This is a genomic window from Thermophilibacter provencensis (genome assembly GCF_900128445.1).
GTDB classification, from domain to species: domain Bacteria; phylum Actinomycetota; class Coriobacteriia; order Coriobacteriales; family Atopobiaceae; genus Thermophilibacter; species Thermophilibacter provencensis.
The window spans coordinates 605,539-627,802 of record NZ_LT671417.1 but is presented as its reverse complement, the minus strand read 5'-3'; the positions used below and the strand labels follow the sequence as shown (position 1 = coordinate 627,802).

At 67.1% G+C, this 22,264-nt stretch carries 20 protein-coding genes and 1 tRNA gene; 5 read left to right on the top strand and 16 right to left on the bottom strand.

The window, feature by feature from the left end; all coding sequences use genetic code 11:
* Window positions 1-100: 100 nt before the first annotated feature.
* The 3 genes from lysS to tatA all read right to left on the bottom strand — a co-directional run bounded on the left by lysS (window position 101) and on the right by tatA (window position 3,240).
* On the bottom strand, window positions 101-2,320 hold the full coding sequence (lysS, locus tag BQ7391_RS02765; RefSeq protein WP_075279201.1) for a lysine--tRNA ligase: 2,220 nt from the start codon (window positions 2,318-2,320) through the stop codon (window positions 101-103).
* An 89-nt stretch (window positions 2,321-2,409) separates the two neighbouring features.
* Window positions 2,410-2,889, bottom strand: coding sequence for a transcription elongation factor GreA (greA, locus tag BQ7391_RS02760; protein WP_075279200.1), 480 nt, complete (start codon window positions 2,887-2,889; stop codon window positions 2,410-2,412).
* A 27-nt stretch (window positions 2,890-2,916) separates the two neighbouring features.
* Window positions 2,917-3,240, bottom strand: a complete 324-nt coding sequence (tatA, locus tag BQ7391_RS02755; protein WP_075279199.1) for a twin-arginine translocase TatA/TatE family subunit — start codon at window positions 3,238-3,240, stop codon at window positions 2,917-2,919.
* Between the two features lie 118 nt (window positions 3,241-3,358).
* Between tatA and BQ7391_RS02750 the strand changes: the two genes are divergently transcribed.
* The 3 genes from BQ7391_RS02750 (at window position 3,359) to BQ7391_RS02740 (ending at window position 7,411) form a co-directional block, all read left to right on the top strand.
* Complete coding sequence (locus BQ7391_RS02750; protein ID WP_159437345.1) at window positions 3,359-4,207, top strand: spermidine synthase; 849 nt, start codon at window positions 3,359-3,361, stop codon at window positions 4,205-4,207.
* 235 nt (window positions 4,208-4,442) lie between these two features.
* The gene (locus BQ7391_RS02745) at window positions 4,443-5,309 is read left to right on the top strand and encodes an HAD family hydrolase (protein ID WP_235858607.1); all 867 of its coding nucleotides are present in this window, start codon (window positions 4,443-4,445) and stop codon (window positions 5,307-5,309) included.
* 89 nt (window positions 5,310-5,398) lie between these two features.
* Window positions 5,399-7,411: an InlB B-repeat-containing protein gene (locus tag BQ7391_RS02740; protein WP_075279198.1), complete on the top strand. Its 2,013-nt coding sequence runs from the start codon at window positions 5,399-5,401 to the stop codon at window positions 7,409-7,411.
* A 226-nt stretch (window positions 7,412-7,637) separates the two neighbouring features.
* Here the strand turns inward: BQ7391_RS02740 and BQ7391_RS02735 are convergent.
* The 3 genes from BQ7391_RS02735 to BQ7391_RS02725 all read right to left on the bottom strand — a co-directional run bounded on the left by BQ7391_RS02735 (window position 7,638) and on the right by BQ7391_RS02725 (window position 8,918).
* Window positions 7,638-7,714: transfer RNA gene (locus BQ7391_RS02735), tRNA-Pro, on the bottom strand.
* Window positions 7,692-8,609 (bottom strand): 4-(cytidine 5'-diphospho)-2-C-methyl-D-erythritol kinase, encoded by a 918-nt coding sequence (locus BQ7391_RS02730; RefSeq protein WP_083662057.1) that lies wholly within the window; start codon window positions 8,607-8,609, stop codon window positions 7,692-7,694. Before BQ7391_RS02730 ends, BQ7391_RS02735 begins: the two co-directional genes overlap by 23 nt.
* A 12-nt stretch (window positions 8,610-8,621) precedes the next feature.
* Window positions 8,622-8,918: a Veg family protein gene (locus BQ7391_RS02725; RefSeq protein WP_075279197.1), complete on the bottom strand. Its 297-nt coding sequence runs from the start codon at window positions 8,916-8,918 to the stop codon at window positions 8,622-8,624.
* A gap of 164 nt (window positions 8,919-9,082) precedes the next feature.
* Between BQ7391_RS02725 and BQ7391_RS02720 the strand changes: the two genes are divergently transcribed.
* Complete coding sequence (locus BQ7391_RS02720) at window positions 9,083-10,159, top strand: M24 family metallopeptidase (RefSeq protein WP_075279196.1); 1,077 nt, start codon at window positions 9,083-9,085, stop codon at window positions 10,157-10,159.
* Between the two features lie 170 nt (window positions 10,160-10,329).
* Here the strand turns inward: BQ7391_RS02720 and BQ7391_RS02715 are convergent, their stop codons facing one another.
* Window positions 10,330-10,758, bottom strand: coding sequence for an Hsp20/alpha crystallin family protein (locus tag BQ7391_RS02715; RefSeq protein WP_075279195.1), 429 nt, complete (start codon window positions 10,756-10,758; stop codon window positions 10,330-10,332).
* A 269-nt stretch (window positions 10,759-11,027) separates the two neighbouring features.
* On the opposite strand from BQ7391_RS02715, the gene BQ7391_RS02710 reads away from it, so the two are divergent.
* Window positions 11,028-11,474, top strand: a complete 447-nt coding sequence (locus BQ7391_RS02710; RefSeq protein ID WP_075279194.1) for a hypothetical protein — start codon at window positions 11,028-11,030, stop codon at window positions 11,472-11,474.
* A gap of 107 nt (window positions 11,475-11,581) precedes the next feature.
* Here BQ7391_RS02710 and BQ7391_RS12315 read toward each other — a convergent pair whose 3' ends face one another.
* From BQ7391_RS12315 to BQ7391_RS02670, 9 genes are all read right to left on the bottom strand, one after another.
* Window positions 11,582-11,725 carry a hypothetical protein gene (locus BQ7391_RS12315; RefSeq protein ID WP_159437344.1) on the bottom strand — a complete coding sequence of 48 codons (144 nt, stop codon included), beginning with the start codon at window positions 11,723-11,725 and terminating at the stop codon, window positions 11,582-11,584.
* Between the two features lie 6 nt (window positions 11,726-11,731).
* Window positions 11,732-13,375 (bottom strand): PASTA domain-containing protein, encoded by a 1,644-nt coding sequence (locus tag BQ7391_RS02705; protein WP_075279193.1) that lies wholly within the window; start codon window positions 13,373-13,375, stop codon window positions 11,732-11,734.
* Window positions 13,376-13,545: 170 nt separating this feature from the next.
* The gene (gene clpB / locus BQ7391_RS02700; RefSeq protein WP_075279192.1) at window positions 13,546-16,182 is read right to left on the bottom strand and encodes an ATP-dependent chaperone ClpB; all 2,637 of its coding nucleotides are present in this window, start codon (window positions 16,180-16,182) and stop codon (window positions 13,546-13,548) included.
* A 294-nt stretch (window positions 16,183-16,476) separates the two neighbouring features.
* Window positions 16,477-16,869 (bottom strand): heat shock protein transcriptional repressor HspR, encoded by a 393-nt coding sequence (locus tag BQ7391_RS02695; protein WP_075280845.1) that lies wholly within the window; start codon window positions 16,867-16,869, stop codon window positions 16,477-16,479.
* 70 nt (window positions 16,870-16,939) lie between these two features.
* The gene (locus BQ7391_RS02690) at window positions 16,940-17,905 is read right to left on the bottom strand and encodes a DnaJ C-terminal domain-containing protein (RefSeq protein ID WP_075279191.1); all 966 of its coding nucleotides are present in this window, start codon (window positions 17,903-17,905) and stop codon (window positions 16,940-16,942) included.
* A 114-nt stretch (window positions 17,906-18,019) separates the two neighbouring features.
* A complete protein-coding gene (grpE, locus tag BQ7391_RS02685) occupies window positions 18,020-18,802 on the bottom strand; it encodes a nucleotide exchange factor GrpE (RefSeq protein ID WP_235858606.1) in 783 nt (260 codons plus the stop codon).
* A 75-nt stretch (window positions 18,803-18,877) separates the two neighbouring features.
* A complete protein-coding gene (dnaK, locus tag BQ7391_RS02680; protein ID WP_075279190.1) occupies window positions 18,878-20,779 on the bottom strand; it encodes a molecular chaperone DnaK in 1,902 nt (633 codons plus the stop codon).
* 175 nt (window positions 20,780-20,954) lie between these two features.
* Window positions 20,955-21,503: a phosphodiesterase gene (gene yfcE, locus BQ7391_RS02675; protein ID WP_075279189.1), complete on the bottom strand. Its 549-nt coding sequence runs from the start codon at window positions 21,501-21,503 to the stop codon at window positions 20,955-20,957.
* A gap of 77 nt (window positions 21,504-21,580) precedes the next feature.
* Complete coding sequence (locus BQ7391_RS02670) at window positions 21,581-22,264, bottom strand: hypothetical protein (protein WP_075279188.1); 684 nt, start codon at window positions 22,262-22,264, stop codon at window positions 21,581-21,583.

Below are 22,264 nucleotides of genomic sequence, written 5' to 3'. Positions count from 1 at the left end.
GCACGAGTGCCCTCATGCAGTCCGCCCCATGGCCGCACTTGCGGAGGGCATTCGCGAGTGCGGCCATGGGGCGCAGATAGTTGAGAAGGAGCTCAGGCCGTTACTTGCCAAACGTGTCGCGGTCCGGCGCGATGGCCTTCATCGCGTCGATGGTGCGCGAGAAAAGCTCGTCGAGCTCCCAGCCGCAGAGCTCGGCGCCCTTACGGATGACGTCGCGGTCGCAGCCGGCAGCAAAGCGCTTGTCCTTGAACTTCTTCTTGAGCGACTTCACCTCGAAGTCCATGACGGACTTGCTCGGCCGCATAATCACGGCCGCGCCGATGAGGCCCGTGAGCTCGTCCACGGCAAAGAGGACCTTCTCCATGGGGAGCTCGGGCGCAGGCAGCTCGGGGTTGTTGTCGGAGTTGTGCGACTGGATGGCACGAATCAGGGGTTCGGAGGCGCCCGCCGCGCGCAGCAGCTCGGCGGCGTAGACCGTGTGGTTGGCCGGGTCGTCGGCATGCTCCTCCCAGTCGAGGTCGTGCAGAATGCCCACGACCTCCCAGAAGTCCGCGTTGTCGGGATCCATCTCCTCGGCGAAGACGCGCATCACGCCGCCGACGGTCTGGCCGTGCTCGAGGTGGAACTCCTCGTGATTGTGCTCGGCGAGAAGCGCGAGCGCGGCCTCTCGGTCTATTCCGGCGACGAGCGCCGCCGGGGCCTCGGCAGTCGCCGCCGCCACCTTCTCGCTGTCGGCGGCGATGGCATCCACGGACGCGGCAGCGTTGTCAGTCACCACGCCCGCGACCTGAGCCTCGATGTCCGCACGCGTGATGGCCTCGGGCTTCATCGCCGGGAAGAGCAGCACGTCGCGAATCGCGGGCTGGTCGCAGAAGAGCATGACCATGCGATCGATGCCGTAGCCTATGCCGCCCGCCGGAGGCATGCCGTACTCGAGGGCACGCACGTAGTCGTAGTCGTAGCCCATGGCCTCGTCGTCGCCCATGCCCTTGGCGGCAACCTGCTCGGCAAAGCGGCCGGCCTGGTCGACGGGGTCGTTGAGCTCGGAGAAGGCGTTGGCGTACTCGTGGCCGGCGATAACCAGCTCAAAGCGGTCGGTAAGACGCGGGTCCTCTGCCTTGCGCTTGGAGAGCGGGGAGACCTCCTCCGGGTAGTCGCACACGAAGGTGGGGTTGACGATGGTCTTCTCGCCCAGCTCGTCGTAGAGCTCAAAGAGGAGCTTGCCGGCGCCCCAGCTGGGCTGAACCTCAATCCCGTTCTTCTCGCAGATCTCGCGCAGGTGCTCGATGGGGGTGTCCATCGTGAGCTCCTCGCCCACGCACTCAGAGGCGATCTCCGAGAGCGGGCGGCTCGCCCAGGTGCCGGACATGTCGATCTCCTGCCCCTGGTAGGTGATGACCTCGTGACCTTCCTCGCACCCGCAGACCTCGCGCGCGATCATCTTGAAGAGGTCCTGGGAGAGCGTCTTCATCGTGGAGAGGTCGCCATAGGCGCAGTAGGCCTCCATCGAGGTGAACTCGGGGTTGTGCGTGAGGTCCATGCCCTCGTTGCGGAAGTTCCGGCCGATCTCAAAGACGCGCTCGAGGCCGCCCACGATGAGGCGCTTGAGCGGCAGCTCGGTGGCGATGCGCAGATAGAAGTCTCGATCGAGGGCGTTGAAGTGCGTCACGAACGGCTTGGCGTTTGCGCCGCCGAGGATGGCGTGCATCATCGGCGTCTCGACCTCCATGTAGCCGTCCGACTCCATGAAGCGGCGGATGAGGGAGACGATCCGGCTGCGCTTGCGGAAGACGTCGCGGACCTCGGGGTTCATGATGAGGTCGACGTAGCGCTGGCGGTAGCGCACCTCGCGGTCCGTGAGGCCGTGGAACTTCTCGGGCAGCGGGCGAAGGGACTTGGAGAGCACGGTGAGCGCCGTGGGCGAGACGGAGAGCTGGCCGCGACGCGTGCGCATGACGGCGCCCGTCGCGCCCAGGATGTCTCCGAGGTCAAGCTTGCCGAGAAGGCCCCAGGCCTCGTCACCGAGAACGTCGTGGCGGCAGAAGAGCTGGATGGAGCCGCTCACGTCCTCGAGCACGATGAAGGCGGCCTTGCCCTGCTTGCGCAGCGCCCGGATGCGACCGGCGACGCTCACCACGTCCTCGGTGTCCGCACCGTCCGCAAGGTCGGCGTACTGGGCCTCAAGCTCGGCGGCATGCGCCGTGACCTCGGAGGTGATGGGGTACGGGTTCACGCCCGCGTCGATGAGCGCCTGGCGGCGGGCGCGGCGCATCGCGCGCTCGTCGGTTGCGGCGATGCCCGCGGCGGTGTTCTCTGCCATGTTGTCCCTTTCAGATAGAAGCGCCCCGCACCTGCGATACGCAGACACGGGGCGCCACGCTTGCTGCTTGTCGGAGAGGAAGCGCCGACCTAGCGGGAAATCCCCGTGATGACGTACTTCCTCGTCTTGCCGGACGGCGCGACGACCTCGACCTCGTCGCCCTCGCGGTGGCCCACCAGGGCGCTGCCCACGGGGGACTCGTTGGAAATCTTGTGCTCGAGGGAGTTGGTCTCGGTGGTGCCCACGATGGTGAAGGTGGACGTCTTGCCCTTCTCGTCCTTCAGCTCGACGGTGGTGCCGATCGAGACCGTGAGGTCGTGCGCGGAGCCGGCCTCGACGACCGTGGCCACGGAGAGGATCTGGCGGATCTCGTTGATGCGCGCGGCGTTGCGCGCCTCCTCCTCCTTGGCCGCGTCGTACTCGGAGTTCTCTGAGAGGTCGCCGAAGCCGCGGGCCTCCTTAATGCGCTCGACGATCTCGTCGTGCTTCTCGCCCTCGCGGTACGCGAGCTCGTCAACGAGCTTCTGACGGCCCTCGGAGGTGAGCTCGATCTTCTTGGTGCTGTCCATGCGCTGCTCCCTACCTGCCGCGTGCCACTAGTTGAGCTTGTTGCCGCACTTGGAGCAGAAGCCGGCGTCAGCCGCGTTCTTGGCACCGCACTTGGAGCAGAACACCGCGTCGTCGGCAGCGGTCTCGGGGGCGTCGGCGTCGTCCTCGTCCTCGATGACCTCGACGGAGTCGTCATGGGACTCAATCGGGCTCTCGTCCTTCTCGTCCTTGCCCTCTTCCATGCCCTCGCGGACGTTCTTGACGGTCTTGCCAAGGGCGCTGCCGATCTTGGGGAGGTTCTTGGGCCCAAAGATGACCAGCACGATGACGAGGATGATGACGATCTCAAGCGGCCCCATGCCAAGAATCATGATGAAGTGTCCTTCCGGTGCGTTGTCTCAGACGGGCCCCAGGCCCAATACAGCATCAGCTAGTATAGCCGACGTTACGCGCTACTCACAATCTCTAAAACGCGAAAAGGGGCCCATATTGAGAGAGCTCGTCTACGCCCTCCTCATTCTGACCGTCGTCTGCACGATAGTGCTGCTCGTCCTGCTCTGGGGGCTGCGCCGGCGCGGCGTGAGCGTGCTGCGGACCAAATTTGGCCTCACGCTTGTCTTTGACTCCCTGACCGAGGACAAGACGCCCGTGCGCCTGCTCAACGTCAACGGAACGTTCCAGTCCGTGAGCTACATCCCCCACGACCTGCGCTTTGAGCTTGCCTGCGAGTATCACCGCGCGATGGCCTCCATCATCGAGGGGCTGGTGCGCGCGCGGGGGTGCTCCCCCGACCGGCCACTGCGCGTTATGGTCATGGGCGGCGGCGGGTACTCGCTCCCCAAGTATCTTGCCGCGTACGCGCCCGCAGCACGCGTTGACGTGGTCGAGGTCGACCCCGCCATCACGGCGCTGGCGCGCGGGCAGTTCTTCCTAGACGCCTGCCTCGAGGAGACGGGCGCCGAGAAGGACGGGCGCATTCGCCTGGTAAACGATGACGCCTGGGGGTTCATCCGCGCCGCCGCGAATCCCTACGACGTGATTGTCAATGACGCGTTCTCGGGCAGGCGCCCGCTCGGGCCGCTCACCACCGACGAGGGCGCGCGGGTGGTACGAGAGCACCTCGCCGAGGACGGCGTCTACCTCGCCAACGTTCGCTGCGCCTGCGAGGGCCGCGGGGCGCGCACGCTACGCGAGGTCGAGCAGGCGTTTGGCCGCAAGTTCGCTCACGTGGGCTACGTGCCGGAGTGGCCGGACCGGACGGAGAAGCCCGGGAACAACGTGGTCGTGGCGAGCGATGCAGAGGTCACCGTGCTCGAGGGCACCGTGAGGGTGCAGTAGGGGCCTTCTCGACCCCTCGCCCTTCTCGGGCCCTCTCGGCCCCCGCCCTCACGCCTCCATCCTCCTCGCGTCCCATTTGACGTTTGCGCGAGCAAACTCAAAAAGCGAGAAAAAACGACGCGCCGCGTCAGCTTTGCGTCGCCTTGGGCGAGTGGCAGGTCCGCGCGGATGAGCGGCGACATCCCCAATGTGGGGGCGACGGGGCGATATACTGCCTCCTGTATCGCCGTGGGAGGTGGGACCCCTGATCAGACTCTTTGCCAGCGACCTCGACGGGACGCTCTTCAACGCGCTCCACCAGACGGACCGCGCCATCCTCCTGCAGCTTAGGCGCGTGCTTGACGCGGGCCGCCACGTGGCGCTCGCGACCGGACGGGCCGTGCGCCGCGCCTCGGCGCTCGGCTTTGGCGACCTTCCGCTCGAAACCGTCTCCGCGAACGGCGCGCTTATCTGCGACGCGCGCGGCGAGCTGCTGCGCTTCTCGCGCTTCAGCCCGCAGGCGCTCGAGGAGCTCCTCGCTGCGTTTCCCGGGGTGTCCTTCAACTGCATCGCCGAGGACGGCACCTATGTCCGGGGCACGCGAGAGAGCTTCCTCGCGGGGTTGCGCCCGTCCCCCGGCCTGCTCGGCAGGCTCATCGCGCACCGGCTGCGCCGGCGACCGCCCGCCCCCGACACCCACTTCGACCAGACGGACGCCGATGTGCTCGCGCGCCCGATCTGCAAGGTCAACTTCCGCGTCGCCGACGAGGCGCTTCACCGCGAACTGAACGGCTTCGTGGCCGACCACGCGAGCTCAATCGTGAACGCCTCCTTCGACGGCGACCTCTTCGAGCTCACCGACGCGCGCGTTAACAAGGGCGAGGCCGTGGCCTGGCTCGCGGGGCACCTCGGCATCGTCGAGAGCGACGTGGCCGTCTACGGCGACGGCGGCAACGACCTTGCCATGCTCGAGCGCTTCTCGCACTCCTACGCCCCGAAGGGGGCGAGCGAGGCGGCCAAGCGCGCCGCGGGCCACGTGATTGGCAGCTGCGCGCACCACGCCGTCTCCCGTCACATGCTGATGACCTGCCGGCGAGAGGGACGTCTGAACCGCGCAGGCTGACGGCAAGAAATCCGGTTTGACATCACGTTGCGTCGCTCGGCGACAGTGGGCGAATCACACTGTCAACCGCGACCAAAACGGAGGAAAACATGCACCGCACCAACAGGCGGGCGCACGTCATCAGTGCGCTCGTCGCAATCTGCGCCACCCTGGCGTTCTCACTGGCGCCGCTGAACGCGCAGGCCCTGAGCACCGACAGCTTCTACACGGGCACTAAGTCTGGGGGCGGCTCCCGCGTCAACGCCGAGCCGGTCACCGCGGAGACCGGCGTCACGTACGCGCTCTACTACACCGATGACTCCGGCCAGACGTCCAACTACGCCTACGTGAGCGATACGGACGTCAATCGCATGGACAAGTCGGTCGCCGACGTCGACCTCGTGCGCAACCTGAGGGCGGTCATCGTCGTCACCAACCCCACTGACGCCCCTATCTCCATAAACGCGCGCGTCACCACGCCCTACGGGGACTACGCGGGCGGAGGCGGGAACGACCGCCCCGTGGTGAGGCTCTCCGGCCCGGCGACCATCGAGACGACCGCCCCCGACACCGAGCTCTTCGCGAAGCTCTCCGCGGACTCCGGCTCCACGGAGCTCGTGTCCCTCGGCGACGCCGCGGGCGCCTATGCCGGCGCCAACTCCTGGGCCGACCTCAAGACCATCGCGCTGAGCGGCTCCATCCAGCCGTCGGAGACCGTGACCATCACGCTGCCGCTCGAGCTGACCAACCGGAGCCGCGAGGTTCTCTACGGACACGGCTTTGCCCGGGTAGGGCTCTGGAGCAGCTCGACGCTCGAGGGCCGCAACACCGGCGCCAGCACGTTCCTGCGCTTCGCGGAGCAGCTGACCGAGAAGGACGCCGACGGCAAGACGGTCGACCTCTTCTCCGGCGGAGGGAAGTACCTCGGCGTCACCCTCCTGCCTGACGGCAGTCCCCTCTCCGGAACGTTCACCCCCGTCCCCGCTGAGGTCCAGGAGGCCATTCCGGAGGTCTCTCTGGAGGACTTCCACATCGACAACATCAACTATCTCGACCGGCACAGCCCCGACGACAACCAGAGCATGTACTCGGGCAGCGTCTACACCATCGACCTGCGCCGCATTCGCGACGCCATCAAGGACCTCGGCTGGTCGGTGGGCGCCGGCAGCTCGGCCGTGGTGTACCCCGGACTTCCCGACTGGGTCCTCAGCGTGGACGACGACCCGTCCGACGACCTCATGCAGGAGTATCGCTACCGCAAGGCGGCCGCCGAGGCCGACATCGTCAACCCCGACGGCAGCAAGGCCATCCTGGACGGCGTCAACGCCGACGGCATCAGAATCGGCAGCGTGCATGTGCGCCTGCGCCCCACCATCCAGACGCGCGACCTCGAGCTGTCCGTCGGCGACGCGTGGCAGCCCAGCGACAGCCTCGTGAGCATGGTCGACCACGCCGGAAGCCAGGTAAGCCTCGACGACACCACGCACGCGCGCGTCGAGCACAACGTGGACACCACGCTGCCTGGCGTCTATGCGGTCCGGTTCTACCACCACCCCAGCGGGAACGCCGCCTCGGGCGGGGACTACGAGACCTCTCGCGCCGCCTCCGTCACGGTGATGGGCGACTATCGGATAGCGTACGACGCCAATGGCGGCACCGGCGCCCCCGCGACGGAGGAGAGCCGCGCCGCGGCGGCGACCCTCGAGACTGCGGTGTCTTCGCAGGAGCCCACGCGCGAGGGGTTTGCGTTCGTCGGCTGGAACACCAAGGCCGACGGGACGGGAACCGCCTACGACGCGGGCGCGCACCTCTCGCTCCCCTACGCCAACCACGACCTCACCCTCTATGCCCAGTGGAAGCCCGTCGATAAGGACCCGGGCACCTCGGGCCAGCAGGACGGGAAGGACGGCTCGTCCACCTCTCCGCAGGGCGAGAAGAACGGCGTCCGTGGCGGCGACCCCACTTCCGAGAAGTCCGGCACGAAGAAGGCCTCCGCGCGGCAGAGGGCCGGCATCCCTGAAACCGGCGACGCCACCACCAATGTCCCCCTCTTCCTGCTCGGCGCGGCGATTCCCCTCGTCGCCGTCGGCTCCATCCTGATCGTCCGCGAGCGGCGCTCCTAAGTCGCCAGCGGCGCGGGCCCCGTCAGTCCGCCATTCGTGAGTGACAGGTTTCGAACAAACGAGGCCGCATTTGCGGCCCCATCCGTTCGAAACCTGTCACTCTTTTTGTGGCGTGCGACGATGTTGCGCGACGCCCGGGGATGCGCCGACGGCAGGCCGCGCGCCCTTCTCGCCCCAGCGCACGCAAAAGGGCCGCCGGCGTATCGCCGACGGCCCTGCATCTACGTGGTCGGGTTGACTGGATTCGAACCAGCGACCTCTCGGTCCCGAACCGAGCGCTCTACCAAGCTGAGCCACAACCCGTAGCAGGGGAGTATTCTAGCAGACTTTCTCCCGCGAGCCAACCAGTTTTTGTCGCCCAGGCACGCCAGCCCTTCCGACGCGCCTCGGCGCAGGCGGCCTCCGCCGCGGCGACGCTCTCGCAGAGCGCAAACGAGCAGGTGCCCGAGCCCGTTATCTGCGCCGCAAGGACGCCCGGCCGCCCGCGAAGCCACGCCTCGACCTCGCCCGACTCCGGACACAGGGCGCGTGCCGCAGGCGCGAGGTTGTTATGAAGGCGAGCGGCGACCGAGGAGACATCGCTCGCGTCAAGCGCGGAGCAGAGGTCGTCGTAGCCGCCGGGCCTTGCGCCGGCACGGTCGAACTCCGCGTAGGCGGCAACCGTTGAGCCGCCCTCCTCGCGGGGCATCACCAGCGCGATGGGCACCTCGAGCGCGGGGAAGGTCCGCTCGAGGACGTCTCCCGCGCCTCCATAGAGCCCCGGCTCGGGGCAGAGGAAGAACGCCACGTCTGCCCCGACGCGACGCGCCACCGCAACGACTCGCGGGTCGAGCGGCTCTACCCCCCAGAGCTCGCAGAGGGCGCGAATCGCGGCGCCCGCATCCGCCGAGGATCCCCCGAGCCCCGCGCGCTCGGGAATGTGACAGGTCACTGACACGGAGACGCCGGGCTGCCGGCCCAGCGCCTCGGCGAGGAGGACGGCCGCCTTCCAGACGCCCGTCCTCTCGGGAGCGACCTCAAGCGAGGGCTCAAACCGTACGCTCAGGGCGGGCGCCCTCTCGACCGTCACCACGTCGCACAGGTCGACCGGCACCATCACGGAGTCAACGCGGTGATACCCGCGTTCGTCCTTCTCGCGATGGACGCCGAGATGCAGGTTGACCTTGCAGGGGGTCGTGACGACGACTGCGCCCGCCATCGTGCGCCGGGCCTACTCCGAGAAGGATTCGACGAAGTCGAAGAGGCGCTCGCCGGTCTCCGTGTCGTAGAGCTCCACGGTGCCAGTGAGCACGTCGACGTACTGATAGGACTGGCGAGAGGTGCGACCGCGGCGCTCCTCCACCTCGACGACGAAGAGCGAGGGGTGCGCGTGCACGAGCGTGCCGGCGCGCTCCACGATACGGGAGCGGCCCATGTTCGCCTTCACCTTGAGGCGCTTGCCCTCAAGCCTGCCAAGCTCCTCACGAATCTCGTCAACCCGGTTAACGGGAGGAATGTCGTTCTCCATGGATGCCTCCATTCGTCTCATGGGCAAAATGCCCAGAATGAGCGAAGTTCTATCTTACTCTGACTTCACGCAAGCAACAAACTGCCCGGTGGACGCCACGATGCCGCCACATGACGACGGCGTACCATGGCAGGAGGACTGCACCCACGGCCGAAGGAGACACAATGGACGAGAGCCGCCTCGCACGCGTGAGAGAAAACCTCGCGAGAAGAACCGTCGATCAGATGCTCGTGGTGGACCCGCTCTCCATCTGGTGGCTCTGCGGCTACTACACCGAGCCCTACGAGCGCTTCCTCGCCCTCTATGTCCCCGCAGAGGGCGTGCCGACGCTCTTTGCGAACCGCCTCTTCCCAGACGCGTCTGGATGCGGAGCGCGCGTGGTCGAGTTCTCCGACACCGACGACCCCGTTTCCCTGGTGGCACAGGCCACCATGCACGACCGTCCGCTCGGGGTGGACAAGGAGCTCGCCGCCCGCTGGCTCGTGCCCCTCATGGAGGCCGGGGCCGCCTCGCGCTTCGTCCTCGCGTCCGACGCCGTGGACGACGCGCGTTCGATCAAGGACGCTCGCGAGCGCGAGCTCATGCGCGCCGCGTCGCGCACGAACGACGAGGCGATGGCGTGGCTCGTCGACCAGGTGCGCCCCGGCGTGACCGAGCGCCAGATCGCCGACGGGCTGCTCGGCGAGTATCGCCGCCTCGGGGCGCAGGGACACTCCTTCTCTCCCATCGTGAGCTTTGGCGACCATGCCGCCGATCCTCACCACGAGCCTGACGACACGCCGTTCGCTCCGGGCGACATGGTCCTCTTTGACGTGGGGTGCAAGCGCGACTGGTATTGCTCCGACATGACGCGCACGTTCTTCTCCGCCAAGCCCACCGAGCATCAGCGGGCGGTCTACGACGCGGTGCGGCGCGCGAACGAGGAGGCCGAGAAGATCGTGCGGCCCGGGGTCACCTTTGCCGAGATTGACCTCACGGCGCGGCGCGTCATAGAGGACGCGGGATGGGGCCAGGCGTTCACGCACCGCCTCGGGCACCAGATTGGGCTCGTCGACCATGAGCCGGGAGACGTCAGCTCCACACATGACGAGCCGGTGCAGCCCGGACAATGCTTCTCCATCGAGCCGGGCATCTATCTGCCCGGTGACATGGGCGTCCGCATCGAGGACCTGGTCATCGTGACCGAGGACGGCTGCGAGGTCCTCAACAGCTACCCCAAGGGCATCACCGTCCTGGCCTGACGGGCGCGGTGATGACAAAGGTGACAGGGTCAACTGTCATGATTTTCATGACAGTTGACCCTGTCACCTTTGTCAGACCCTGTCACCTTTGTCATCCTTTACCGGGCTCCGTCAAAAAACGGGCCGGAACCCATCGGTTCCGGCCCGACGCGTCATCTCGCCCGAACGAGCTAGTCGATGGAGACCTTGGTGGCGTTGGCCTTCTCCTGCTGCTTGGGGACGTTCACGGTGAGGACGCCACCCTCGAGCTTGGCGGTCAGGCCGGCAACGGCCGCGTCCTTGAGATAGACGCCACGCGTGGCGCTCCACTCGCCGGTCTCCTTGTAGAGGTAGTTCTTGCCCTTCTCCTCATCGGACTCCTTGCGCTCGACGGAGATGGAGAGGCGACCCTCGTTGAGCTCAACGTCGATCTCCTCACGCTTGACTCCGGGGAGCTCAGCGGAGACGACGTACTTGTCGCCCGCGTCCTCGACGTTCATCTTGAAGCCCGCGGCGGTCGAGGAGAGCGGCGCGAAGGGCGCGTCGAAGAAGTTGTCCAGCGCGTCGAACGGCCAGTTGCGAAGAGCGCGAGAATAACGATCGTAAGGAACCAGTGCCATGATAATCACTCCCTTGTGATGCGGGCGCCGCCTTGGCGCCCTTGCTGTACATTGCTATTTGTTCCCCTTGCCTCGATTTCTATACGCTCGATGGAAACTTTTCTCAGCGTCATATACTCACCATATCTAAGCGTTGATGACTTAGATATTTCGGTCGGAGCTGCTTGGGATTCTTACAGTTTTAGAAGTCTTCTCGACCTCGAGCGGCGCGCGGCCGCCCTGCCGTATGATGTGTGCATTGCTGTTCATGACTGCTAACGGGAGCACACATGACCAACGATAATGAGTGCGATGACCTCGCCGATGTCACCGGCGAGCCTTCCGGAGCCACGCAGAAGGCGCCTGAGCGGGTGGCGCGTACGCCCTACGTCCGCCAGAGGCCCGCTCACCGCAGCGTAGAACCCATCGACGACTTTGCCAACGAGGAGGATGAGCCCGCCCAGATAGCCCACGACTCCGGGTACACGATAGGCGGCGGGGCGTTCTCGGGACGGGGGTATCGCCGTTCTCGCGCCGACGGGCAGCAGCTTCGCCGCGACCTTCACTATGGTCAGTACCTCGAGATTCCCAAGGGGCGACGCGACATCTTCGTCTCTCGCGAACGCAAGACCCGCATTAAGACCGCCATTGCCCTCATCGTCGTCCTCTTCGTTCTTGCGGTGGTCGTCTACTTCCTCTGGGGCTACATGCAAACCAACTGGGGCGCCACGAGCTAACGCAGCCCGACAGGGGCGACCTGACAAAGGTGACAGGGTCAACTGTCATGAAAAACATGACAGTTGACCCTGTCACCTTTGTCAGGTCGCCTCCGTCGGGTCCGGCCCTACGACCAGGGGTCGCGCTCGAAGAGCGGCTCGGGGTCCGGCCTCCGGTCGGAATAGGGGTCGTACCCGTCGTCGTCCTCGTTTTCCGCGCGCACGAACTCGTCCCGCTCGACGTCCTTCTCGCCCTTTTTCTTGTCATCCATGACGCATCACCCCGTATATTGGTCGATGTAGGCAATGTAGTCGCAGACGCTCCCGCCAAAGCTCGAGAGGTCGACGGAAGAGAAGTGCGCCGTCGGCGCTGCGAGCGCCACCACGCGCGTGGACCCCTCGTAGCCGCCGATGATGACCGCCCACGTGTAGTCACCCTGCCGGCCATAGCCGCAGATGAAGTGATGGGCGGGCTCCGTGGACTCCCCCGCCGAGGCATTGTCCTCGCCGGCGCCACCCTCATCCGCGGGATCCTCGGGCTCCGTAGGCTCCTGGGGCTCCTCCTCCGGTATGGGTGCGACGATATCGCCCTCCGTGCAGGTGTCGAGCAGGCCCTCGAGCCCGCATGCCTCCATGACGGCACGGATGCCCGACTCGCTCTCGGTCGCGCCGCCCTCGGGCAGGGTCTCCGCAGAGAACGCATAGCGCACGCCGCCCACCCCCGCGCCGCGCGCGAGCACGTCGGCCTGGGATCCGCCCGCGTAATGGGCGGTCTCGGGCTCGTTGGTTATCTGGATGAGGTCGCCCGAGGCACCCGTATAGGCGACGTGCGCGTTGCCGCCCGAGGCGTAGATCTCGCCGTAGTCGAGCGTGTATCCCGCATCCGCAAGGTACGCGGAGAGCGCCTGGGGCGCCGCCTCGAGATACCCCATCAGGTCATAGGGCTCGCTGGGCATGGGCGTCGCCACCGCCAAGGTGATGGTTGCGCCTGCCGCGACCTCGGTTCCCGCGGGCGGGTCGAGGCTCACCACGGTGTTCTTCTCCGCATCGGACTCGACGTAGATGACGGACGAGGTCAGGCCGCCTGCCTCGAGCTGGGCCTGAGCGTCTGAGAGGGACATCCCCTCGAGCGCCGGGACGGTGAACGCCCGCGCCACGGTCACGGTGATGGGGTCGGACGAGACGAACGCGCTTCCCTCCTCGGGGCTCACGGCCAGAACCGTCCCGGCGGGCTGGTCTGAGTTCTGGTACGAGAGCGTGACGTTCTCCGCGCCCGCGTCCAGAAGAGCCTGATGGGCGGACTCGACGTCCATTCCCACGATCTGGGGTATGGTGCGCTGGCTTGCCACGGAGATGGTGGCGCCATCTGCGGGGTCGACGCGCTGGCCCTCCGACGGGCTGCACGCCCGCACGACGCCAAACCCGTCATCCGCCGCGACGGACTCCACGCTCACGACAAAGCCGAGGTTCTCGAGGGCGCGCGTCGCCTCCTCCTGCGTGAGGCCGACGACGCGGGGAATGGTCTTGCCGCCCCATAGCTCTTGGTCGTAGGTGTAGTACGCAACACCGCCCGCGCAGGCGAGAAGGACCACGACGATGAGGGCCACCGCCCAGCGCGGCAGACGGCGCTTGCGCTCGGGCAGGCTCTGAACCGGGGACGGGATGGAGACGGGAACGCGCGCCTCCGTGAGGTCGTTTGGCACGACGGGCGAGAAGTACGGGTCGCCGAGGGCGTCGATGCCGTCACCCGCCTCGGCGGGCTGCTTGGGCGCGTCCTTCTCGGAGGGCAGCACGATCGTTGGCAGGGCCTCTGATGCGACGCGGCGCGTCGGCGCCGCGTCCGCAAGCTGCGTGGCGCCTGGGTCGGAGTCGGGCGGCATCGCCACGGTCTCGCCCAGAGGGTTCTTCTCGTCCTGTGCCATGTCGTCCCCAACCTGTCGATGAGTGGTGCCTCTATCGTAAATCAAAGGCCGACAAGGGCGACAGGGCCCGACTAAGGCCTGACAAAGGTGACAGGGTCAACTGTCATGAAAATCATGACAGTTGACCCTGTCACCTTTGTCAGGCTGTCGGCGACCGACGCTGGCGGGCGCTACTCCACGGAGTCGGGCTCGAGGGGCTCGCCGTCGTGGCTCGACGCATCGTCGCGCGCCGCGAAGAGGCGGTCGTCGGGACCCACGTCAACGCGGACCGTGTCGCCCTCGCTGAGCTCGCCACCGATGATGAGATTGGCCACCGAGTCCACCACCTGCCGCTGGATGAGTCGCTTGAGCGGGCGCGCGCCGTAGACCGGGTCGAGGCCGTCGAGGGCGAGCGACTGCTTGGCCGCAGGCGTCAGCACGAGCTGGATGCGGTCACGGCCGAGCCGGTCGCGCACGTCGCGCAGCTGAATGTCGACGATCTTCTCGATGTCCTCAAGGCCGAGGGCGTGGAAGACCACCACGTCGTCGATGCGGTTCAGGAACTCCGGCTTGAAAGTCTGGCGCAGGGCGTTGTTGACCTCGCGCTGGACCTCGTCCGGGTCGCTCGCCGCGTTGGCGCCAGCGATGAACTGGCTGCCCACGTTGGACGTCATGATGATGATCGTGTTCTTGAAGCTCACCACGCGCCCCTGGCCGTCGGTGAGGCGGCCGTCATCCAGGACCTGCAGCAGGATGTTGAAGACGTCAGGGTGCGCCTTCTCCATCTCGTCCAGGAGGATCACGGAGTACGGGCGACGGCGCACGGCCTCGGTGAGCTGTCCGCCCTCGTCGTAGCCCACGTATCCGGGAGGCGCGCCGATGAGGCGCTGGACGCTGAACTTCTCCATGTACTCGGACATGTCGATGCGCACGAGCGCCCGCTCGTCGTCGAAGAGGTTCTCCGCGAGCGCCTTGGCGAGCTCCGTCTTGCCCACGCCGGTGGGGCCGAGGAAGAAGAAGCTGCCGATGGGGCGGTTGGGGTCGGAGAGGCCCGCGCGGCTGCGACGCACGGCCGCGGCCACGGCGGAGACGGCCTCGTCCTGGCCCACGACGCGCTTGTGCAGCTCGCTCTCCAGGTTCTTGAGCTTGTCCATCTCGCCCTGCATCATCTTTGAGACGGGCACGCCGGTCCAGGAGCTCACGACCTCCGCGATCTCCTCCGAGGTAACCTCCTCCTTGAGGAGTCCCCCCTCCTCCTGGCGCGCGGTGAGCGCGGCCTCGGCCTCGTCGTACTCGTGCTGGAGACTCGGGATCGTGGAGTAGCGCAGCTCGGAGGCGCGCGCGAGGTTGCCCTCGCGGGTCACGCGCTCCATCTCCACGCGCGCGTCCTCGATCTTGGACTTGAGGTCCTGCACGCGGTCGATGGCGCCCTTCTCGTTCTCCCACTTCGCCTTCATGCCGTCGAGCTTCTCGCGCGTGGTGGCGATCTCGCCGCGCAGGGTCTCGAGGCGCTCCTTGCTGGCGGCGTCCTCCTCCTTCATGAGGGCCTGCTCCTCGATCTGCATCTGCGTGAGCTGGCGGTCCACGGCGTCGATGTCGGCCGGCATGGAGTCGAGCTCCATGCGCAGGCGGCTCGCCGCCTCGTCGACGAGGTCGATGGCCTTGTCCGGCAGGAACCGGTCAGAGATGTAGCGGTTGGAGAGGTCGGCGGCGCTGACCAGCGCGGAGTCCGTGATACGGACGCGGTGGTGCTGCTCGTAGCGGTCCTTGATGCCACGCAGGATGGAGATCGTGTCCTCGACGGTGGGCTCGGAGACCATGACGGTCTGGAAGCGTCGCGCGAGGGCCGCGTCCTTCTCGATGTACTTGCGGTACTCGTCCAGCGTGGTGGCGCCGATGGCGTGCAGCGTGCCGCGCGCGAGGGCGGGCTTCAGGATGTTGCCGGCGTCCATGGAGCCCTCCGTGGCACCAGCGCCCACGATGGTGTGGAGCTCGTCGATGAAGAGGATGATCCGGCCGTCGGACTTCTCGACCTCCTTGAGCACGGACTTCAGGCGGTCCTCGAACTCGCCGCGGTACTTGGCGCCCGCCACGAGCGCGGACATGTCAAGCTCGATGAGCTCCTTGTCGCGCAGGGTGGACGGCACGTCGCCGTTGACGATGCGCTGCGCGAGGCCCTCCACGATGGCGGTCTTGCCCACGCCGGGCTCGCCGATGAGCACGGGGTTGTTCTTGGTACGGCGGCTGAGCACCTGGATGGTGCGGCGAATCTCCTCCACGCGGCCGATGATCGGGTCGAGCTTGCCCTGGCGCGCGAGGTCCGTCACGTTGCGGCCGTACTTCTCGAGCGCCTCGAACTCCGGCTTGGAGTCCTGGCTGGTCACGCGCTCATCCCCGCGCAGGTCGTTGTATGCCTCCTCGACGCGCTTGGAAGTGACGCCGGCGGCCTTGAGGATGGAGCCGGCCTCGTCCTTGGCGTCGGCGAGCGCGCAGAGCAGGTGCTCGGTGGTGACGTAGGAGTCCCCCATCTTGGTGGCGAGCTTCTCCGCCGCGTTGGTCACGCGGACGAGGGCGTCGCCCATCCCCATCTGGCTGGCATCGCCGGTGACGCGCGGCTGGCGCGCGATGGCCTGGTCCACCTGGGACTCGATGCCGGCCGGGTCCGCGCCCACGCGCTCGATGATGGCGCGCAGGTTGTGCTCGCCGGAGCTGAGCAGCGCCTTGAGCAGGTGGATGGGCATGAGCTGCCCAGCGTTGGCATCGGTGGCGATGCCGATGGAGGCCTGAAGCGCCTCCTGGGCCGTGACGGCCCACTTGTCGAGTCTCATGGTTGCCCCCTTCTGGGTCGTTGTTCATCAACGACTATTGTTCCCGCGCCAGCTGGGGCGTATACGCAAATCTAAGTCTCTACATGATAGATTTTCTCTGCGCGCATGCCGAAGGGCTGTCGAGAAGAACGGGGCGGAAGGGCATCGGGATACATGCGATTTGGCGGTGCGGAGGGACAATGCTGTGCACTGCGAAGCAACGTCCGGCCACCTTTCTGCCACCCGGGCACGTCGATGACCGCCTCAGGCGGCACTCCCGAACGGCGCGGCAACCCGGTGGAAGGCGAATTTATCCTATTTCTCAGGGTCCGGGGCGCCGTTAAGCAGCAGGCGCCTCATGACCTGCTCGGGGCTGCCCGCGCTGTCGTAGCGGGCGAGCGCCGTGATCTTCTCCTGCATGCGAAACTCGTGGACCTCGTCCTCGAGCTCGCGAACACGCCGGCGCAGCTCCTCAAGCTCGTCCTCGCGCGCGAGCATGCGTTCGCGCATGTCGAGGATGCGCACAACGCCAGCGAGGTTGATGCCCTCATCGGTGAGCTTGGAGATGAGGTTCAGCCGGTCGATGTCGGACTGCGAGTAGAGACGCGTGTTGCCGCGCGAGCGCCCGGGCGTGACGAGGCCCTTCTGCTCGTAGACGCGCAGGGTCTGCGGGTGCATGCCCGTGAGCTCGGCGGCAACGCTGATCATGTAGAGGGGCTTGTCGCGGTCGCGGCCCTCCCGACCGCGCTCCGGACCGACCCCCCGGCCGCGCTCCTCGCTAGTGCTGCGTGCCATAGCGCTTGACCTCCTCGCGATAGTCGCGCGTATCGGCGTCGCGCAGCGCCTCGAGCGCATCGCGCTCCTTCTTGGTGACGAGCGTCGGGACCTTCACGCGCACCGTCACGTAGAGCGCGCCGCGCGTCCCCTTGCGCTTGACGTTGGGGGCGCCCAGGTCGCGGAAGCGGAAGGTCTTGCCGTCCTGCGTGCCGGCCGGGACCTTGAGGCGCACCTCGGTGCCGTCGGGCGTGGGGACCTCCACGGTGGCTCCGAGCGCGGCCTCGTACATGCTGATGGGAAGGTCCATCCGCACGTCCGCACCGTCGCGCTTGAAGATCGGGTGCTCGGCCACGTGCGTGGTGATCACGAGGTCGCCGCGGTCGCCGCCGTTGGCGCCGTACTCGCCGCGCCCGCGGTAGCGGAGCTTGCCGCCGTCCACGGCGCCGGCCGGGATCTTGATGGTGAGCGTCTGCTCCTCGCCCGTGGAGGGCACGCGGTAGGTGGCCTTGCGCGTGGCGCCGCGGAAGGCCTCCTCGGCGGTGACGTCCACGGACATGGTGAGGTCGCTGCCCTTGACGGGGCGGTTGGCGGCGCGGCCCGCGGCCCCGCCGAAGATCGACGAGAAGTCGAAACCGCCAAAGCCGCCGTCGCCGCCGCGCATGTTGTCAAATATGTCGGACCAGTCGCCGCCCACGTTGGTGGTGTAGGTGTAGCGCCCACGGCCGCCCGAGCCGCCAAAGTCGGCCCCCGGGATGCCGCCGAACATGAGCATCTGATCGTACTCGCGGCGCTTCTTGGGGTCAGAGAGCGTGGTGTAGGCCTCGCTGACCTCCTTGAACTTCTGCTCGTCGCCGCCGGCGTCCGGGTGGTACTTGGCCGCCAGCTTGCGGAACGCCTTCTTGATCTCGTCATCAGAGGCGTCGCGCTTCACGCCCAGAACGTCATAGTAGCTTCGCTTAGTTGCCATCCTGCACGAGCCTCCCTCCTGATAGGGCGTGCAAAGGGGACAGTCACCTTTGCGCGCCGTCCAACCAATCCGCGCGCGTGCAAAAGCGACTGTCCCCTTTGCACGCTGGCGACGTTACTCCTCCTCGGCGGGGCGCTTGGGGCCGCCGTAGGTCACCGTCACCATGGCGGTGCGGATGACCTTGTCGCCCATCCTGTAGCCCTTCTGATAGACCTGGGCCACGGTCTCGTCATAGGCGTCCTTGTCCTCGACGCGGCCGACGGCCTGGTGCGCGAGCGGCTCGAACGGCTCGCCCGCCGGGTCGATGGGCTCGACGCCCTCCTTCTCGAGCACGCCGAGCATCTTGGCGTGAACCGCGGAGACGCCGTCAACGAACTGCTGGAACTGCGTGTCGCCCTCGGTGACGCCGGCGTGCTCGATGGCGCGCTCGATGTCGTCGATCACCGGCAGCAGGTCGGTGACCAGCTTCTCCGCCGCACGCTCCTTCTCGGCAAGCCGCTCGGCGGCGGTGCGACGGCGATAGTTGTCCCAGTCGGCCTGGAGGCGCAGCATGCGCTCCGTGGCCTCGGAGGCCTCCTTCTTGGCGGCCTCGATCTGGTCCTCAACGTCGGCGAGCTTCTTCTGCAGCTCGTCGCGCTCCTCGCGGATCTTGCTCGCATCGGCGGCAAGCTCGCGCTCGGCAGCCTCCTCGCCGGCGCGGATGGCGGCCTCCACGCGAGCGCGCTCCTCGTCCGAATCCATGTCCGCCTCGGAGGCCTCCGGCTCGACGTCCTCCGGCTCCGGCTCGACGTCCTCCGGCTCCATGGCCTCGTTCTTCTCGTCCTCTACCTCGATGGGCACCTTCACGTCACCCTCCTCGAACTGTTCGGCGTGCAAAAGTGCCTGTCCCTTTTGCACGGTCCTCTTTGCACGAGGGGCGGCCGCGTAGCCGTGGCCGCCCCCGTTCCCAATCTGTTACGTACGGCCCGTGAACTAGTTGTTCTTGTCGTCATCCACGACCTCGTAGTCGGCGTCGACGACATCGTTGGCCGAACCGCCCTGCGCGCCCGCGCCGCCCTGGGCCGCCTCGTCCTGCGTGGCGGAGTAGACGACCTCGGCGAGCTTGTGGCCAACCTCCTGGAGCTTGTCGCCCGCGGCGCGGATGGCGTCCACGTCGGTGCCGTCGAGGGCCTTCTTGGCCTCGGCCACGGCATCCTCGGCGGCCTTCTTCTGGTCGGCCGGGACCTTGTCGCCCAGGTCCTTGAGGGTCTGCTCGGTGCTGTAGGCAAGCGAGTCGACCTGGTTGCGGACCTCGATCTCGTCCTTGTGCTTCTTGTCCTCCTCGGCGTGGGCCTCGGCGTCCTTGACCATGCGGTCGACCTCGTCATCGGAGAGGGCGGTGGAGCCGGAGATGGTGATCTGCTGGCTCTTGCCGGTGGCCTTGTCCTTGGCGGTGACCTTCACGATGCCGTTGGCGTCGATGTCGAAGGTGACCTCGATCTGCGGCACGCCGCGGCGGGCGGCCGGGATGCCGGTCAGGTTGAACTTGCCGAGGGACTTGTTGTCCGCGGCCATCTCACGCTCGCCCTGCAGGACGTTGATCTCGACGGACGTCTGGTTGTCGGCGGCCGTGGAGTAGATCTCGGTCTTGGACGTGGGGATCGTGGTGTTGCGGTCGATCATCTTGGTCATGACGCCGCCCATGGTCTCGACGCCCAGGGACAGCGGCGTGACGTCGAGCAGCAGGATGCCCGAGACGTCGCCGGTGAGGACGCCGCCCTGGACGGCGGCGCCGTCGGCCACGACCTCGTCCGGGTTCACGGACATGTTGGGCTGCTTGCCGGTCATCTGCTTGACGAGCTCCTGGACGGCGGGCATGCGGCTGGAGCCGCCGACGAGGATGACCTCGTTGACCTCGGAGAGCTGCAGGTTGGCGTCGTGCAGGGCCTTGGTGACGGGGCCCTTGCAGCGGTCGAGCAGGTCGCGGGTGATGCGCTCGAACTCGGCGCGGGTCAGCGTGTAGTCGAGGTGCTTGGGGCCGGTGGCGTCAGCGGTGATGAACGGCAGGTTGATCTGGGCCTGCTGGGCGGAGGAGAGCTCCTTCTTGGCGTTCTCCGCGGCCTCCTTCAGGCGCTGCAGGGCCATGGGGTCCTTGCGCAGGTCGATGCCGTTGTCGGACTGGAACTTGTCGGCAAGCCAGTCGATGACACGCTGGTCCCAGTCATCGCCGCCGAGGTGGTTGTCGCCGTTGGTGGCAAGGACCTCCACGACGCCGTCGGCGAGGTCGAGGAGCGACACGTCGAAGGTGCCGCCGCCCAGGTCGAAGACCAGGACCTTCTGGTCGATGCCCTTCTTGTCGAGGCCGTACGCGAGCGCGGCGGCCGTGGGCTCGTTGACGATGCGCTGGACGTTGAGGCCGGCGATCTTGCCCGCGTCCTTGGTGGCCTGGCGCTGCGCGTCGTTGAAGTAGGCCGGGACGGTGATGACGGCATCGGTGACGGGCTCGCCGAGGTACTTCTCGGCATCGGCCTTCATCTTGGAGAGGATCATGGCGCTGATCTGCTCGGGGGTGAAGTCCTCGCCGTCGATCTCAACGACCGCACGCGAGCCGGTGCCGCTCTTGACCTTGTACGGGACGGTCTTGAGCTCTGAGCCGACCTCGTCGTAGCGACGGCCCATGAAGCGCTTGATCGAGAAGACCGTGTTGGTGGGGTTGGTGACGGCCTGGTTCTTGGCCGCCTTGCCGACGATGCGGTCGCCGTCGGAGCGGAAGCCCACGACGGACGGGGTGGTGCGGTCGCCCTCGGCGTTGACGATGATCGTGGGCTCGCCGCCCTCGAGGACCGCCATCGCGGAGTTGGTGGTACCAAGGTCGATACCGAGAATCTTGCCCATGATGCTCTCCTTTTCCTGCGTGGGGCCCGCGCCCCGCGCGGACCCGCTCGCCTGTTTCCCGTCTGTACGGTTGAGTTTATCCCCTCTGCGCCTCGATTCTATACATAATCTAAGTCTCTACACATGAGATTTTTTAAAGCACGTTGTTGAGGGGTCAGGAGAGCAAAGGGGGCACCTACAGCATCCGATGCTCAAAGCGCCCGCTCTCGTAGACGCCATAGCTGGCCGATCCGTCCTTGGGGATGCCCGCCGACCCGGGATTGAAGACCCAGGCGCCGTGCTCCGCGTCCTTCTCGCTGACCTTGATGTGAGTGTGGCCGTAGACCAGCGCAGAGCGCGGCGGAAGCACGGGCCAGGAGTCCACACTGTTGTGGTAGCCGGGACCGTAGACGTGGCCGTGAGTGAGGAAGAGCGTGTAGGGGCCGCCCTCCGCCCCGGGGTCAAGAAGAACGTTGTGGTCCGCCATGCAGGGGAACGCGAGGACCATCTGGTCGACCTCGGCCTCGCAGTTGCCGCGCACGGCGATCACGCGGTCCGCGATGGAGTTGAGCATCTCGATGACGCGCTTGGGCGCGTAGTCCCTGGGCAGGTCGTTGCGCGGCCCGTGATAGAGCAGGTCGCCGAGAAGGACCACGCGGTCAGGGGACTCCGCCTCGATGGCAGACATGAGCCGCGCGCAGGCATCGGCGGCGCCGTGGATGTCAGAGGCAATGACGAGCTTCATGGTCGGTCCTTTCTGTCAATTGGGGACAGTCCCCAATTTGCACAAATGATTTATGTGAATTGGGGACTGTCCCCAATTCACAGGCTGCTCATGGCATGGCTGATTACGAGACGCCGGATGGCGGACAGCTCGGCGAGGGCGTGGGGCCAGACGTCCGCCGAGAGGCTCCGCGCAAGCTCGCCCAGCACCTCGTGGCGCGCGTGGTGGCCGAGCGCCATCAAAAACGGGCCGAGAAGGACCTTGGGGTCCGACCCCTCCAGACGCGCGACCAGGCGCTCCGGAGCATCCACGAGCACGTCGCCGCGCCCGCGCTCCCGAAGGGCGCCCTCGATGCCGGCAAGCGCGGCCTCGCACTCCGGCCCGCGGTGCCCGGCAAGGGCCACGACTCGACCGGGACGCGCGGGCAGGGCCTCGTCGAGCGCCGCGGCAACGGCCGCATGGTCCCTCTCGCCCGCAAGCAAGGGGGGCGCGAGGCCCAGCGACTCAAAGCCGGGCGCGGCGTCGCGCACCGCCGACGCCGCCGCGCGCTGCAGCCGGCCATCCGCCACATGCGTCGTAACCACAAGGGCGCGGCGCACGCCTCCGGAGCGCAGATCGGCCAGCACGTCCGGCAGGGCCTGGCCCACGAGCCTGCCGCCCGTTCGCGCCCTCAGCGTCATGTCGGCGCCGACCGCCGACGCAAGCCCGTCCACGAGCGCGGCCACGCCCGCGTCGTCCTTCTCGCCGGAAAGGCAGCCGGCTATGACCAGGGCACGGGGCAC